General features: G+C 50.0%; 11 protein-coding genes and 1 tRNA gene. 8 read left to right on the top strand and 4 right to left on the bottom strand.

Annotation, left to right across the window (positions count from 1 at the left end):
- Positions 1–283, top strand: a 283-nt coding sequence (locus B153_RS37175; RefSeq protein ID WP_020595917.1) for a transposase, incomplete at its 5' end; no start/stop codon positions are given.
- 45 nt (positions 284–328) lie between these two features.
- On the opposite strand, the gene B153_RS0106685 is transcribed toward B153_RS37175, so the two are convergent.
- Both B153_RS0106685 and parS read right to left on the bottom strand, forming a co-directional pair.
- Positions 329–823 (bottom strand): RES family NAD+ phosphorylase, encoded by a 495-nt coding sequence (locus tag B153_RS0106685; RefSeq protein WP_020595916.1) that lies wholly within the window; start codon positions 821–823, stop codon positions 329–331.
- A complete protein-coding gene (parS, locus tag B153_RS0106680) occupies positions 823–1,212 on the bottom strand; it encodes a type II RES/Xre toxin-antitoxin system antitoxin (protein ID WP_020595915.1) in 390 nt (129 codons plus the stop codon). Before parS ends, B153_RS0106685 begins: the two co-directional genes overlap by 1 nt.
- Positions 1,213–1,419: 207 nt before the next feature.
- Between parS and B153_RS0106675 the strand changes: the two genes are divergently transcribed.
- Together B153_RS0106675 and B153_RS0106670 are read left to right on the top strand one after the other, a co-directional pair.
- Positions 1,420–3,705, top strand: a complete 2,286-nt coding sequence (locus B153_RS0106675; RefSeq protein ID WP_020595914.1) for a GH92 family glycosyl hydrolase — start codon at positions 1,420–1,422, stop codon at positions 3,703–3,705.
- Between the two features lie 94 nt (positions 3,706–3,799).
- Positions 3,800–4,450, top strand: coding sequence for a GNAT family protein (locus tag B153_RS0106670; protein WP_020595913.1), 651 nt, complete (start codon positions 3,800–3,802; stop codon positions 4,448–4,450).
- Between the two features lie 44 nt (positions 4,451–4,494).
- Here the strand turns inward: B153_RS0106670 and B153_RS0106665 are convergent, their stop codons facing one another.
- The gene (locus B153_RS0106665) at positions 4,495–5,472 is read right to left on the bottom strand and encodes an NADPH:quinone oxidoreductase family protein (protein ID WP_020595912.1); all 978 of its coding nucleotides are present in this window, start codon (positions 5,470–5,472) and stop codon (positions 4,495–4,497) included.
- Positions 5,473–5,595: 123 nt separating this feature from the next.
- Positions 5,596–8,151, bottom strand: coding sequence for a M14 metallopeptidase family protein (locus tag B153_RS0106660; RefSeq protein ID WP_026261951.1), 2,556 nt, complete (start codon positions 8,149–8,151; stop codon positions 5,596–5,598).
- A gap of 184 nt (positions 8,152–8,335) precedes the next feature.
- On the opposite strand from B153_RS0106660, the gene B153_RS0106655 reads away from it, so the two are divergent.
- From B153_RS0106655 to B153_RS0106635, 5 genes are all read left to right on the top strand, one after another.
- Positions 8,336–8,410: transfer RNA gene (locus B153_RS0106655), tRNA-Glu, on the top strand.
- An 81-nt stretch (positions 8,411–8,491) separates the two neighbouring features.
- Positions 8,492–9,790 (top strand): PKD domain-containing protein, encoded by a 1,299-nt coding sequence (locus B153_RS0106650; protein ID WP_083928169.1) that lies wholly within the window; start codon positions 8,492–8,494, stop codon positions 9,788–9,790.
- 416 nt (positions 9,791–10,206) lie between these two features.
- Positions 10,207–10,845, top strand: coding sequence for a GntR family transcriptional regulator (locus B153_RS0106645; RefSeq protein ID WP_020595909.1), 639 nt, complete (start codon positions 10,207–10,209; stop codon positions 10,843–10,845).
- Positions 10,846–11,492: 647 nt separating this feature from the next.
- The gene (locus B153_RS0106640; protein WP_026261950.1) at positions 11,493–14,654 is read left to right on the top strand and encodes a SusC/RagA family TonB-linked outer membrane protein; all 3,162 of its coding nucleotides are present in this window, start codon (positions 11,493–11,495) and stop codon (positions 14,652–14,654) included.
- Positions 14,655–14,677: 23 nt separating this feature from the next.
- Positions 14,678–16,468 (top strand): RagB/SusD family nutrient uptake outer membrane protein, encoded by a 1,791-nt coding sequence (locus B153_RS0106635; protein WP_020595907.1) that lies wholly within the window; start codon positions 14,678–14,680, stop codon positions 16,466–16,468.
- The last annotated feature ends 164 nt before the right edge of the window (positions 16,469–16,632 follow it).

Below are 16,632 nucleotides of genomic sequence, written 5' to 3'. Positions count from 1 at the left end.
GTCGACGGTGATTGTATTGGACAATGCCCGGATTCACACAGCGGGCTACATCCAAGGGATGCGTCCGATTTGGGAAGCCAGAGGTTTGTACCTGTTTTTCTTGCCTGCTTACTGCCCTCATCTTAACCTTGCTGAAACCCTATGGCGTCATCTGAAAGGAGGCTGGCTAAGACCTGAGGATTATTTGACTAGTGATGATTTAGCCTATGCCTTAAATCGCTGTTTGGTGAATGTGGGTAGAAAGCTGATCATCAACTTCAGTGCTTTTAATGCAAACCAATAACCGAGGACTACTTACTAGCCTACAGCACACAACTGATTCGCCTTTTTATGCTGGCAAAGTGGCCGTTGGTAATCGGGGATCGATCGGGTATGGTTCGATCCGTACAATCCGGCATTGGCCTTTCAGTGGATGCAACGGATCAATTAGTACATTGCGCGATGGCGACAGCGGCACAACGGCCGATGGCAGGGCGACTCCTAACGTACCATGCTCTCGGAACTGAGACTCCATAAACTGAGGTAGCCCAGCAGGGGTAATCTGTGGATTATTCCAGCCAGACGGTAAATCAGTCGCATTCAGCCACGTGATACTCTTGTCAGGAATCTCTATTTCACAAAGAATTAAGGGGGGCAGGTCGGCAAGCGGAGTCCCTTCCAGATGCACCATGTATTCCAGAAAACACAGTTCAGGGGTTGTGGCCGTATAGACCAAAGGTCGTCCGCGAACATTCCAGCGCCCTCCCCGTAGCTGAGCGCCTATACCGTCCAGAATTGTATCCCGATGGCTATCTGTCTGAACCCTGTATACGATGACTGGCATTAACTAAAAACTCCGTATTCAATCCGCCCCAGTATATCTTCTACCAATTGGACCCCAATCGAACTATCGAGCAAATCCAGTGGTGAGCGATCGTCAAGCAGCCGTAGGGGCCGTCGTAACCAGCGCGTAAACTTGCCCTTATCCTGAAAAACGGCCTCGCCATACGTAGCCAGCCGGGTGAGCAGCAACAACCGTTCGGAGGTTGGCGCATCCAGGTGCGAAGCCCTGACCTGACGGTGCAAGGTAGCGACAGACTGGTTCAGCAATCGAGCCATCTCCTTGTCCGTCACGCCAAGCAGTCCGGCCACCTTACTGGTTTCAGTACCCGCCAGCCCCTGCCGCGAACGGTCAATCAGTTGAAGGGGTGTAGTTTGTGGATTAACAGTCATAGCCTTTCTACTTATTGCACCTAGTTAATTAGACTCATTTGATCACAATATAACACACATTTGCGATCTATGGTTGTAGATTAGTTAAATTCCTGATTCGTCATCATTATGAGTCCTGTCATTTGTTGGCTGAAAGGGCAACTTTGATCAACCGACTGGCTTTTCGGATAAAAAATGAGCCTATCTTCGGGAAACGATTTTTTATAAATGACTAGTCGCCTGACCATTCTACTTCTGTTTTTCACCAGCTTCTCCTTCGCGCAGCAAAACCTTGTTCCCTACGTCCATCCGCTGATTGGTACTGAAAAAATGGGGCATACCTTTCCGGGGGCCACTGTACCTTTTGGGGCCGTCCAGCTTAGTCCCGACTCCGATACGTTATCGTACGAGTTCAACGGCAAATACAACGGGGATGTGTACCGTTACTGTGCGGGCTACAAATACGAAGACAGGACGATCGTCGGATTTAGTCATACGCACTTCAGCGGTACGGGCCATTCCGACCTGGGCGATTTTCTGATTATGCCCACGCAGGGCCCTCTGCAACTGAATCCAGGCGTTGCGTCCAATCCGAACACCGGCTACCGATCGGCCTTTTCGCACGCCAACGAAGTAGCCGAAGCGGGTTATTATAAAGTAAAACTGGACGACCACAACATCCTGGCCGAACTAACGGCCTCGAACCGGGTGGGCTTTCACCGATACACCTTTCCAAAGTCCGACCAGTCGCATATTATTCTGGACTTAACTCACGGCATTTATAATTACGATGATAAGGTGGTCTGGACGTTTGTGCGGGTGGTGAATGACACCCTGATTACGGGCTACCGGCAAACCAACGGATGGGCTCGCACCCGGACGGTCTATTTTGCCCTCTCCTTCTCGAAACCCATTAAATCTTATGGTCGCCAGAGTCTGGATAAGCCGCAGGTTTACAAAGGGTTCTGGGGCAAGTTCGACCAGAATCACAACTTTCCGGAAATTGCGGGTAAGCGGATTCGGATGTATTTCGATTTCGATACGCAGGAGGGCGAGACGATTAAGCTCAAAATGGCCCTGTCGCCTGTGAGTCAGGAAAATGCACTGGCCAATATGCGGGCCGAAGTGCCCCACTGGGATTTTGAACGGGTAAAATCAGATGCACAGGCGGCCTGGAACCGTGAACTGAACAAAATCCAGATCAACGCTTCCGAAACCGATAAGGTGAACTTTTACACGTCTCTCTACCACGCTTTTGTGAATCCGACTACCTACATGGACGTCAACGGCCAGTACAAAGGACTGGATCAGGACGTGCATCAGGCCAACGGATTTACCAATTACACCACGTTTTCGCTCTGGGACACCTACCGGGCCCTGCATCCCTTTTTCAACCTCATACAGCCCGCCCGCAACAACGACATGGTGCAGTCGATGATGAAGCACTATGAACAGAGTACGCTGAACATGTTGCCCATCTGGTCGCACTACGCCAACGATAACTGGTGTATGAGTGGGTATCACAGCGTGTCGGTACTGGCCGATGCCATTATCAAAGGCGTGTACAAAGGGGATGCTCAGAAAGCCCTGGATGCCTGTATAGCCACGTCGACCCATCGTAGCTACGAGGGTATTGGTGAGTACATGGACAAAGGCTACGTACCCGCTTCGGCCAGCAGCAACTCCGTTTCGCACACGCTCGAATACGCGTACGACGACTGGTGCATTGCACAACTGGCCAGGAAACTGAATCGGCAGGACGTATACGAAACCTACCGAAAACGCTCCGAGAACTGGAAGAATGTTTACGACAAGTCGATTAATTTCATGCGGCCGCGACTCGCGGATGGTTCATTCAAGCAAGGGTTCGATGTACTGAGCACCCACGGACAGGGTTTTATTGAAGGCAATTCCTGGAACTTCAGCTTTTTCGTCCCCCAGGACCCCGTTACACTGGTTGACTACATGGGTGGCCCCAGAAAATTTGCGGCCCGGCTCGATACCCTTTTCTCGATGAATTTACCTGACAAGTTTTTCGCCGAAACTGAAGACATCACCCGCGAAGGCATCATTGGTGGGTACATTCACGGCAACGAACCAGCTCACCACGTCGCCTATTTATACAACTGGGCAGGCCAGCCCTGGAAAACGCAGGAGCGTATTCGCATGATTCTGACTATGCAGTACAAACCAACGCCCGATGGCCTGGGTGGAAATGACGATTGCGGTCAGATGAGCGCCTGGTATATGTTTTCGTCGATGGGCTTTTATCCCGTGGCTCCCGGTTCAGAAGCGTATGCCCTGGGAAGTCCGTCGGTAAAAAGTGCGAAACTGCAACTCGAAAATGGTCAGACATTTACGGTTGAGGCTATCAATCAGGGGGATAAAAACGTGTACGTACAGAAAGTACTGCTAAATGGGAAGCTCCTGTCGCAACCCGTCATTACCCATTCCGATATTCTTAAGGGCGGCAAACTGACGTTTTATATGTCGGCAAAGCCTATAAAAAAATAGCCATCCGATGCCGTTTTTCGATTGTGTATGCTCACGCAAGTGGGCGGTTTTGCGTACATTTAAGGCCCGTACAGATCCCTAATCTAACCCACACATGAAAGGAAGTAAACTGGACTTATGCCTGAATATGGGCTACTTTCGGATGCAACAGGACATTTTTACCTGTCAGTATGTTCTGTTTGAAAACAAGCTTTGTCCTGTTTATTGGCTACGCCTTGTACTAGCCGATGTGACCTACGGTACTAAACAACTCCGTCTGCTTCGGAGCAACGAATCATTTACAGTAGCTGTCAAACCCTTTGTCTTATCGGATGAATTGGAAAATCTGTACGCCCTGTATCGGGGGGCCATCAATTTCGACGCCCCCGACTCCGTCGAATCCTGTCTGCTCGATGGTGCGATTGAGAATGTTTTTGATACTTACGTCGTAGAGGTTCGTGATCAGGGCCAGTTGATCGCGGCTGGCATTTTCGATGATGGCTACCAGAGTATTGCAGGAATCATGAATTTTTATCACCCCGCCTATCGAAAGCACAGCCTGGGTAAGTTTCTGATGCTGCAAAAAATCAACCACGCCCGTCGTCAGCGAAAAATATACTATTACCCTGGCTACATCGCCTACAATTACACCAAATTCGATTACAAGATTTTCCCCTGCGAAGCAGCTACCGAATTACTGGATACCAACCTTGGCCTTTGGGTGCCGTTTTCCTGGGATCTGCTCACCAAACTATCGGAAGATTAAGAACCTGTTTTGAGGATGTTCGTCGGTCAGCTTTACACTTCTGGCTACTCCATAACCACAACAGCCTTTCCAATCACCCGTCGCTCCATCATATCCGTGAGTGCCTGTGGTGCCTCGGACAGTGTATAGCGCCGGGATACGTACGGGGCTAATCTACCCTGCACAACCCAGGTGGCAATATCCTGCAAATTTTTCCCGTTACGGGCGGCTTCTTTTTGGGCAAACATTCCCCAGAACACCCCCACCAGCGAGCACCCTTTCAACAAAGCCAGGTTAAGTGGAATCTTTGGAATCTCACCTCCGGCAAACCCAACCACCAGATACCGACCGCGCCAGGCCAGCGACCGAATAGCAGGCTCCGCCCACCGATCGCCCACCGGGTCATACACCACGTCGACACCTTTCCCCTGCGTTAGGTCTTTGATTCGCTCACGCAGGTCTTCGGAAGTATAATTGATCAGGTGCGTAGCCCCTTTTTCCCGACATACAACCAGTTTTTCATCGGTCGATGCGGCTGCAATAACGGTCGCCCCCATCAGTTTCCCTAATTCAACAGCCGCTAAACCAACACCCCCGGCTGCCCCCAGCACAAGTAGTGTCTCACCCGGTTGCAGATTCGCCCGATCCTTGAGCGCATGATACGAGGTTCCAAAGGCATACAGGGTTGAAGCACCTGTGATAAAATCCATTCCATCGGGCAGAGGGATTGTCGTACGGGCATCAGTCAGCCGTTCTTCGGCCAGTCCACCATGCGTGCCATAAGTAAACACCCGATCACCCGGTTTAAGATGCGTGACCCCTTCACCAACCTCCTTCACTACGCCCGATGCCTCACTTCCCGGCGAAAACGGCAAGGGTGGCTTAAACTGATACATATTCCGAATGGTCAGGGTATCCGGGAAATTCAGGCTACAGGCTTTCACCTGAATCACTACCTCACCTGGACCGGGCACAGGCGACGGGATATCTTCCAGAACCAGGGTATCGGGGAGTCCGTATGCTTTACAAAGAATCGCTTTCATATTACAGATAGATAAGGTTATAACACAGAGATGCACAAAGAAGACAGAGCTACACGGAGATTTACTAGTCTCTCTGTGTGTCTTCGTCTTCTTCGTGCATCTCTGTGTTCTAATTTAGGCCAATTAGTTTCCAACCATAAATACGGCATTGCTGAACAGCAGCTTACCATTGTACCAGAACCCACGGAAAAGCGGATCATCGGCCAGATACACGATGCTCCCCCGGCCCATTTCCTGAACGCCCATCAGCAGGGTATTTTTCAATTTCTCTTTTGCATTCCGGCCCGAAAAACCAGCAACGTAATTATCCCCTTTCAGGTAGCCGACATTCCAGCCATCTTTCAGAAAATCGAAATTGAAGGCATTTTGTACCAGGGTATAATACCCCCCGGTCAGACCAAAGCCCAGCGGATGACTCGTATCGACATTGACCCGGTAAATGCTCCCCGGAATATCGTCGGAAATGGCAGCCCGCTCTCGGTTGATATAGATTTTCAGCGAATCGACCGGATTACCTTTCTTTTCTTTTTTCCCGTCCTCCTTTTCAGATTTCTCCTTCAGGTCGAACCCTTCCTTACCCGCCAGGAAAGCGGCTGCCCGCTCCATAGCAATGAGTTTACCTCCCGCCCGAATCCATTCTTTTAAGGCCGTCAGCGTCCGCTCATTCAGAATTCGACCATAGTTATAATTAGTTGGCAGAATCAGTACATCTAGCTTGTTCCATTCTACAGTTCCCAACGTACTCCCATCCAGCAGCGTTACGGGGTAATTCAGTTCCTGATCGAAGAAGTGCCATACTTCACCTGCGGATGGCGGAGGAGTACCATCGCCCAGAACCAGCCCCACTCGGGGTGCTTTCAGCCCCGACACAAAATCAGAACCAAAATCGGAACCCGACGTCACAAAACCCGTCTGCACCGGAATCACCTCAGCCCCCGCCTGAGCAGCCGCCTGAGCTACCACAGTCCCTAATCGGTCGCCCAGCCGTTCATTGCCGGTTCGGGCCACGATCAGCGTTCCCGACGCATAGGTTTTCCCTTCCAGCTCAAATGGTTTCTCTGCCGCCCGAACCCGTATTTTTTGATTCAAAAGGGCCGCCAGGGTCTGCACAGCCGGTACTGATTGCCAGCGTATCAGGTACGCGTACGCAGCAGGAACCGTATTGACCGGCGCAGAAGTCGCAGAAAGTGGCTTGGGATCAATTCGGGCTGTCAGGCCATAGGTTTGCAGGCCAAACGCGTAGGGCAGCGACCAGGCGGTGATATCGTACGTGGCCGAATCCTCCAGGGCTGAATTCTGTTCGAACAGAATTTTTAACAAGGTCGATTTAGGCTGATAAGCGCTGATAACAATATCATCGGCAGCAATCGAGACGTTTTTATCGGTTTTCTGAGCGGTGTAGTTAAATCCGGTTGCGACCGTCTGGGCTTTCCCGGCTACCCCAAAACTGATTTTATTCCGCTCCAGCAATTGTTGTAATGCTTTGAGTCGTCCGGCATCGCCATTCGATTTGATCAGATAGCTTTTATAGGGCCCTATTGGCGTGTTTCGGGATTTATCGAAAAACTGCCCAAACTCCTTCACGATTTCTGCCGGACGATCCGCTACAGACTCCAGCGTAGCGATGCTGGCCGTGTAGTGGTGATCAATGCGCTGGCGAAGGGTAAGGGTGTCACCATCTGCTTTTAGTATGGCCAGCCCGGCCCGGCCACTTCCTCCCTGTTCGTAGGTCATACCAATAGCGCCATTGTAGGTCGGATACGTATCGCCATAACTTGGGTAAAATAGATCGAACCGTTCGCGGGTGTAGTAGAGCCAGCCATTGCGGTCAAAATATCGGCTGCAGTACTGCCCAATAAGCTGCTGAAACTGCCGCTGATATGGGGTAATATCTTCATGGTATGGCTTGGCCGACGGCGCAAAATAGTAGGGGCTTTCAACACCCATTTCATGAAAATCGCCGTGCAATTGCGGCATCCATTGCTGATAAAGGGCCATCCGCTGTTGGGTAATCTCCTGCGTTTGCCAGGCCCAGTCTCGGTTCGGATCGAAGAGGTAGTGCGTATATCGTCCTCCCGGCCAGGGCTCATTGTGTTCACGCGCATTCGGTGTTGGGTTAGGATTTCGGCCCAACATCTGGTTATACCAGTTCACATACCGATCGTGTCCATCCGGATTCAGACCCGGGTCGAGAATAACCACGGTTGTATTCATAATTTTCTGCGAAATGGCATCCGTCGAATTCAGGAGTCGATGTAGCACTTCCATAAATGCTTCGGAGCTGACCGCTTCATTTCCATGCACATTGTAGCTTAACCAGGCTATGGGTGGTTGTGCTGTCGATGTGGGGGTGCCTTCCATGAGGCCAATCCGCTTCAGGTTATTGGTACGGATTTCTTCCAGCCGCGACAGATTGGCTTCGGAAGCTACGGCTATCACCATCAGCTGGCGCCCTTCATAGGTTGTACCATACGGTATTAATTTAACCCGGCCCGGCAATTGACGAGCCACTTGTTCGGCATAGGCCAGCACCCGATGATGGGGGGTAAATCGGCTCCCTATTTTGTAGCCAAGAAATTGTTCGGGCGTTAACAGACTCGTTGACGAAGAGGTAGTTGACTGAGCGAAGCTCACCAGAGACAGGGTGACCAGACTTGCCAGCAATAAAATGTGTTTCATGTAGGAGGTAAAAAAATGTAAAAGCTAACCTCCTCAAAAATAGCAGTAAAACGTGCAGAGACCCTTTTTTTGAAAAAATTTTACAGGCAGGTATTGCATTATAAAAATATCGCCTTACCTTTGCACCACGTTTCGCTAACGCAGCGGCAATAAAGCCAAAAACGTTAGGTCTTGTACACAAGACGGCCGATTCGTCTAGCGGTTAGGACATCGCCCTTTCACGGCGGTAACACGGGTTCGATTCCCGTATCGGTCACCAGTCCAATGACTATTTTCAAAAAACCAGCCCCAAATCGGCTGGTTTTTTGTTTTCATTCCCCACGTTTACTCACTTACGTTGATGAAAGCTGAAATCCGCTCCAGGGCACGAATCGGAAAATGGCTACCCGTTTACTTGGCAGGTATGAGTTTTCTGTTGGTCTTTTGTTCGAGAGAATTGCCACCGGATGGCCCGGAAACAGCGCTTTTTACGTATCAAGTAGTTTCCCAGCAGGATGGACTGGTTATATTTAAGGCTGATTCCAGCCAGCAAGGCGTTACGTACCGCTGGAACTTTGGCGACAGTACCGCAGCAATAACTACTCAGTCACCTCGAATTAGTCATCAATTTACCCGCAACGCCACCTATCAGGTTCAACTAACTATCGACAGAAGTACCCGGCAGCGCTCTGGCATCCAATCGGTGACGGTGGCTACTCGTCTGGCTCGCACGTTTGCTGATTTACCTTCCACTAAGCGGGATACCATTCGCTTGCTGTACGTACTTACCGATCCCTCGTTCGTCGGTGCGTTTCCCACAACAAATGGCAATCATTACGACCCGTATCAGAATCGCGTATTTGTCGATTTTATAAACCGCGCCCACCCGGAACATCCGCAGGAATTGGGCAAACTCGTCTTTCAGCATATCATTTACACGCTGTCGGCCGATGAAATGGCTCGTTTTAAAGATAGTGGTGACCCCGAAGGTTTAATGAATCAATTATTTGCGAATCCGACCGATCCACTTACGCAAAAGCTGGTAGCTGTCAAACAAGCCAAAGCAGCTACCCGGATCGTCTTTTTCATGAAAGATCCAATCCTTCCAACGGGTTACCCCAAATACCCCTATGGCGGTTACGCAATCTATGAAGGCAGCTACCTTGTGTGCTTGAAACCTAATGCTGAATTAGCCGCTCATGAGTTAGGGCATTCATTTGGACTCGCCCACGATACGCTCCGGGATTGTCAGGTATTCCCACTTATGGTTGGTGGGCCTATAAACGTTCAGGGTACTTGTGGCAGCAATTGGAATCTGTACCCCGAGTTTCAAGTCAAAGGCTACATCAATCAATTAGTCAGGCTGGAAGCACAAACCAATCAGGCCAATCAGTATGTAGTTCCCGAATACTGGCGCGATCAGTTTCCACAGGATTTGCTGGTCAAGCAATTCAGCTATGTTTCGCCCTCTACTACGCCCTACTACCGGCCAGGTATCAGCATGGTGCAGACACTTTGTGATGCCCTGGTTATGCAATACAATTTCGAATTAGCACCTTGGCTGGTAACGGGTTTGGCCTACAATCCAATGCTGCCGTCTGGTCGATTAGCGGCTTCCTCTGTAGGCCATCCCGTTTATTGTCCCTCATCGATTAAATGATGGAGAAAGGGTATGTGTATTTCTCTACACCTGATTTATTCAATCTACCGCTAAAAAGGACGTCTTATCGAATCACTTCATAATTCCGTTCACGACCGGGTTGCCACTCTGCCCCCAATCCGTATCCGAAATTAGTTAGTATTTGAACGCATTCGACTTTAGACAAAGTGAATGCACTATAAGTTGGGACTCTGGATGTTTTTCTGTTATTCCTCCTGCATTGGAATGACAGAAAACTTAACGAACACTATAGACTGGCTCTCATGAAAGGTAATCAAATGCCTGAAACGAGACTTCCATTTCAGGCCATACGTTGAAAGAGCCTTACCAAGAATCCCCGCTTACTACCCTATTATTTTGATAACAAAAAACTGTACATTTGCTATACCGTTATCCCTATTTTTTGTTAACAGAATATGAAAATCGATTCGCTTGCCAATAAAGCCTATATTGAAATACGTAGAAAAATACTATCCAACCAGTTGGTATCAGGTTCCCGTTTGAAAGAAGACCTCTGGGCTAAGAAACTGGATGTGAATCGGATGGCCGTTCGGGAAGCCCTAACCCGGCTTCATGGCGAGCAGTTGATCGTTTTCGGAGAGAAAGGAGGGTATTTTGTCAAATCACTTACCCCCCACGACATACGCGAAATACGCGAAATACGCGAAATACTGGAATTGAGCGCCCTGAAACTTGCCATTCAAAAAATTGACGATCAACAGCTTGAGAAGCTCCAGGAAATTTGCAACGACTTTTCATCTATGGTCGAGCGTGGCTACTTGAGCGGTGCCCTGGAAGCAGACGTTAAATTCCACGAAACCCTGATTGCCTGCGCCGGTAATTCGAAACTGATGGATATTTACCAGACCAGCAACATCCCGTTGTTCCATCAGAAAATCGGAAAAACGCAAATTCATATGGATGATTACGAGCTTACCGACCTGGAGCACCGTCAGATCCTGAAAGGCTTAAAAGAAAGGGATTTATCTCTCGCTCAGGAAGCTCTAACCAAACACTTACTCCGGGGCGAAACGGCTTCACTAGAAATTGAGTAGTACTCGTTACTCATCCTACAGTTTAGACTTCTGCACGAAGTACGCTGACCCCATACCTACTGTTCAATCAGTTCAATAGGCCTACGTTCTCCCCTACATAATGGGTGAATGTAGCCCATAACAGGCACCCTTCACCATGCCCATCCGCAACCTGGCCTAACCAGTAGTTATTCGTCATTTTCCAGAATCTACAGACGCTTTCGGCTTAAACGGCCTTAACAGCCCTATTTTCTACCAGAACGGATTGAATTGAGTTAAAAATTATTCTGAATTTTTTTTGTTTACAAATTTGTGCTTTATTTGTAATCAAATATTCAATTCAAATGTTTACCAAAAGACATAAGCCAGACTTACCAGCAATGGCCGAATCGTTGGTAAACGGATAAGTTCGTAACGGTATTGGTATAAGCGGGGCCCTACTTATTCCAATACATGCATGACCGTATTGCCATAGCGTAGTCGGGCTGATTCACTTCAGCACACGGCCTGGGCTGGTCATGTCAAACGCACCCTCGATTACAGTTTACGGATAGTGATTCGCTCAACAACGTGTCAACCTCTCTTTTCAAACAGATCGTAAGTGGCTACGATGGAGTACCTAATGGCAACACTCTTCAAATGCGTAACTCTTTCTCTTAAAACTGATTATGAACGACTTACTACTTCTTAGAAAAGAAACGATAGGCATGCTGCTATTTTGCATGCTGGCAACGGTTTGGGCAAATGCTCAAACCCTGATTTCAGGGAAAGTCACGAGTGCCGAAGACCAGCAACCGATTGCCGGTGCCAACGTGCTGGTGAAAGGAACCACGAGCAGTGGCACATTTACAGGAGCAGATGGGGCATTTACCCTTTCCGTTCCATCGAATGCCAGCCTTATCATCTCCTACATTGGGTATCAGGCTCAGGAGGTTACGGTTGGTTCACAAACCGCATTCGCCATCGTTCTGACCCCCTCCATTACATCGCTAAGTGAGGTGGTAGTCACTGGCTATTCGTCCGAAAAGAAAAAAGATATCACCGGATCGGTATCTATTGTCGATGTAAAAGCCTTAAAGTCAATCCCTTCCGGATCGGCTGTACAGGCCCTGCAAGGGCAGGTACCGGGAGTGACCATTCTGAACTCAGGTGCGCCGGGAAGCCCGAGCAACATCTTCGTCCGAGGGATCAGTTCCTTTGGGAATACGCAGCCGCTGGTTTTGATCGATGGTATTCAGGCCGAACTGAACGACGTGAGTGCTACCGATATTGAATCGGTTCAGGTGCTAAAAGATGCGGGAGCAGCCGCAATTTACGGGGTTCGGGGATCGAACGGGGTGATCATCGTTACCACCAAAAAGGGGCGATCGGGCCAGCCAACGATTGCCTATGATGCTTATTATGGCTCGCAAATGCCGTTGCAGGGGAATGTATTCAACCTAATGAACTCCTCAGATTTCGCCCGCCTGACCAAAGTGGCCTATCCAACGACGGGTCTGTTCCAGAATGGGTTACCCGACTTTACTTATCGCGGCCCCGGTGCAACGGGCGTAGGAAATACCGGAGCAGCCGCCGTTGACCCCGCCAAATACAATTTCGACGCCACGAATCCTGCCAACAACTACCTGATTCAGGCCGTCAATAAAACCGGCACCGACTGGTTCCATGAATTGTTTAAGAATGCACCGATGACCAGCCATAACCTGACAGCCAGTGGCGGTACCGACAAATCGAACTACATGGTTTCGCTCAATTACTTCAATCAGCAGGGAACCATGCTGAAAACGTACCTAAAGCGCTATTCGGGGCGCGTCAATACCCAGTTTAAAGTCAAAAACAACATCCGTATTGGCGAGAATGCGTATTTCTTCTATAAGCAAAACCCTGGTTTCGACAACCTGAGCAGCGGAAACCCGATTGCCTGGACCTACCGGGCAATGCCGATCATTCCGGTCTATGACATCAAAGGCAACTATGGCGGAACCTTCGCAGGCCCCGAACTGGGTAGCTCCTCCAATCCGGTGGCGGTACAGATGAACACAGTCAACAACAAAACGAACGCCTGGGATGTGGTTGGAAACGTATTCGCGGAAGTCGACTTCCTGAAACATTTCACAGCCCGAACCAGCTTTGGCGGAAGCATCGATAATCAATACGCTACCAATTTCACCTTCACGCCCTACAACAATTCGGAAGGGAATACCAATCCCAACTCGTTCGCTGAAACATCGTTGTACAATACCAACACCATGTGGACCAATACCCTGACGTATACCCATGCGTTTGGGCAGCATAACCTGAAGGTGATTGCCGGTTCGGAAGCCATCCGAAACTACGGCCGGGCTGTAACCGCATCCAGCAGTGGTTTCTTTTCAACCAAATATGATTACCTGACGCTCAATAATGGTACCTCAAACGTTACCAACATCAGCAGTGCCTACGAAAACACCCTGTTCTCCCTCTTTGGCCGACTGGATTATTCCTTTAATGAAAAGTATCTGCTGGGCATAACGGTTCGCCGGGATGGGTCGTCACGGTTCGGGTCCGAGCGTCGCTATGGTACTTTCCCATCGGTATCGGCAGGCTGGCGGGTGACGGGTGAAGAGTTCATGAAAAACGTAACCTGGCTCAACGATCTGAAACTGCGGGGAAGTTATGGGGTGCTGGGCTCCCAGAACAATGTGAGTCCTCAAAATGCCTTCACCTTGTTTGGTGGTTCGTTCTACGATGCCTACTATGATATTAGCGGCAGCGGCAAACTGGCACAGGGCTTTGCCCAAACCAATATCGGCAACCCCAATACGGGCTGGGAAGAAAACGTAGTTACCAACGTTGGTTTTGACGCTACGATGTTCAATCGGCTGGACCTATCGGTTGAGTACTACAAGAAGTCGATCAACGGCCTGCTCTTCGCCCAGACCTTACCTGCAACGGCTGGCGGTGCCACCGCGCCCACAGTCAACATCGGCGATATTCAAAACAAAGGGGTTGATATTGGCCTTACGTATAGAGGTCGGGTTAACAACGACCTACAGTTTAATGTCGGTGCCAACATCACAACGTATAACAACAAAGTCGTCAGCATTCCCTCTCCGACCTATTTTGAAACGGCCAATACCCAGAACCTGGGCAATGTGATCCGGAACCAGGTGGGACAGGCCGTTAGCTCATTCTTTGGTTATAAGGTCATCGGCCTTTTCAAGAGTGATGCAGACGTTGCCGCATCGCCAACGCAAAACGGAGCCGCTCCCGGTCGATTCAAATACCAGGATGTGAACGGTGACGGCAAAATCGACGCCAGCGACCGTACCTTCCTGGGTAGCCCGAATCCTGACTTCACCTACGGTCTGAACCTGGGATTAACCTTCAAGCGTTTCGACTTCTCGACCACACTTTATGGGTCGCAGGGGAATGAAATTTTCAACACGGTAAAATCGTTCACCCACTTCTTCAGCACGTATGTGGGCGCCAAAAGCAACGATCTGTTGAACGCCTGGACGCCCGAAAATCCGAATTCGAATATTCCTAAAATTGAATCGACCGGCTCGTTCAGTTCGTCGGGTGTGCCCAACTCGTTCTATGTCGAAAACGGCTCATTCCTGAAAATGCGCTCTCTGGTGATTGGCTACACCGTAAGCCCACTGCTTTTGCGCAAATACGGCCTGAACAAACTACGGGTGTATGCGCAGGGGGCTAACCTTTTCACGATTACCAAATACAGTGGCCTCGACCCCGAGGTTAGTGGTCTGAGCTCGGCATTTGGTGTCGATTACGGCAACTACCCCAGCAATCAGAAAAATTTCATCTTCGGCCTTAACGTCTCTTTCTAAAATACCATAAACCGTTATCAATCATGAACTATCGGAAGTTTATTGTAGGCTTATCGTGTTGCCTGGTATTTTTAACCGCAACCAACTCCTGCACGAAAGAATATCTGGAAGTGGGAGCCATTGGCGCCACCAGCGAAACCACACTGGCTAATAAAGCGGGGGTAAACGGCTTGCTGGTTGGGGCGTACTCCCTGCTGGATGGGTGGGGCGTACCCAACACTACCTATTACTTCATCGGGGTCAGCAACTGGATTTTCGGGGGTGTCACCTCCGACGACGCGCATACCGGCACTCAGGCATCGGCTCTGCCCCCCATGGAATCGGTCGAGAGTTATAAGTACGATCCCACCATGGCTCCGTTCAACAATAAGTGGATTGTGCTCTATGCTGGTGTCCAGCGCGCCAACGATGTTCTCCGGCTTCTGGCCAAGGTTACCGACAATTCAATGACTCCCGAAGAAATCAGGCAGGTAAAAGCTGAAGCGACTTTCCTACGGGCTGTCTACCATTTCGAAGCGGCCAAGATGTGGGAAAACGTACCCTACCTCGATGAAACGGTTAGCTATGCCAACGCCAACTACAACGTAGCCAATACGGCTTCGATCTGGCCAAAGCTGGAAGCCGACTTCAAATTTGCGGCCGACAACCTGAGTGCCACCAAGTCGGACCCCGGTCGGGCCAATAGCTGGGCGGCCAAAGCCTTCCTGGCTAAAGTGTACATGTTTCAGGATAAATATACCGAAGCCAAACCCGTACTGGCCGATGTGATTGCCAATGGCGTTACGGCTTCGGGTGCCAAATACGCGCTGGTCAACTTCTCCGATAATTTCAATCCGTCGAAAAAGAATAGTGCCGAGTCGGTATTTGCCGTGCAGATGTCGATTGACCAAACGTATCAGAATGGCAATTATGGGGATGCGCTGAACTTCCCGATGGGTGGTCCGGCTACCTGCTGTGGCGCGTATCAGCCTTCATTTAGCCTGGTCAACTCCTACAAAACCGACCCCAATACCGGCCTGCCTTTGTTGACCACCTTCAATGATTCGGACATCAGCAACGACCAGGGCATAGAAAGCAGTGCTCCGTTCACCCCCTATACCGGAACGCTCGACGCCCGTCTGGACTATACTGTCGGTCGCCGGGGCATCCCGTATCTGGACTGGGGGGTGCACCCTGGTAAAGCCTGGATTCGTGTACAGGCCGTTGCGGGTCCGTATAGTCCCATCAAAACGATCTATTACCAGGCAGCCCAGGCAACCACCTCGTTGTATTCGCGCTGGACGTCCAATAACTACACCATGATCCGCTTTGCCGATGTGTTGCTCTGGGCCGCTGAAGTTGAGGTGGAAATCGGGTCACTGGCCCAGGCACAGACGTATGTCAACCTGGTGCGGGCACGGGCCGCCAATCCAAATGGCTGGGTGAAGAAATACATCGACAACAGCAATCCGCTGAAAGGATTTACGAGCGAACCTGCTGCCAATTACAAAGTTGGTCTGTATACCGATCAGTTCGTTGCCAATGGAAAAGAGTATGCTCGCGAAGCGGTTCGGTTCGAGCGGAAACTGGAGCTGGCCATGGAAGGACATCGTTTCTTCGATCTGCGTCGCTGGGACAATGGTACCGGCTATATGGCCACCACTCTAAACAACTATGTGAAGCATGAAACCTCGATTCCGGGCTACGACTTTACGTACATGAAAGGAGCCAGCTTCACTAAAGGCAAAAACGAACTTTACCCCATTCCACAGGCACAGATTGATTTAAGCGTAACAGGAGGCTCCCCGGTGCTTAAGCAAAACCCAGGCTATTAACCCGATTTCCCACACCGTGGTACAAAACGATCAATCCGGAAAATCATCGATTCAGCGGATGATTCTCTGTATCGCGGTGTGGAAAAATCAACTTACGAACCGATCTGCGACCTCTTTTTATAACTTCCGGCCCGGTGGCCCGACCAAACCATCCTGACCCCTCC

It is taken from the genome of Spirosoma panaciterrae DSM 21099 (assembly GCF_000374025.1).
GTDB classification, from domain to species: domain Bacteria; phylum Bacteroidota; class Bacteroidia; order Cytophagales; family Spirosomataceae; genus Spirosoma; species Spirosoma panaciterrae.
The sequence above is the reverse complement of the archived record's forward strand: the minus strand, read 5'-3'. Positions and strand labels throughout refer to the sequence as shown.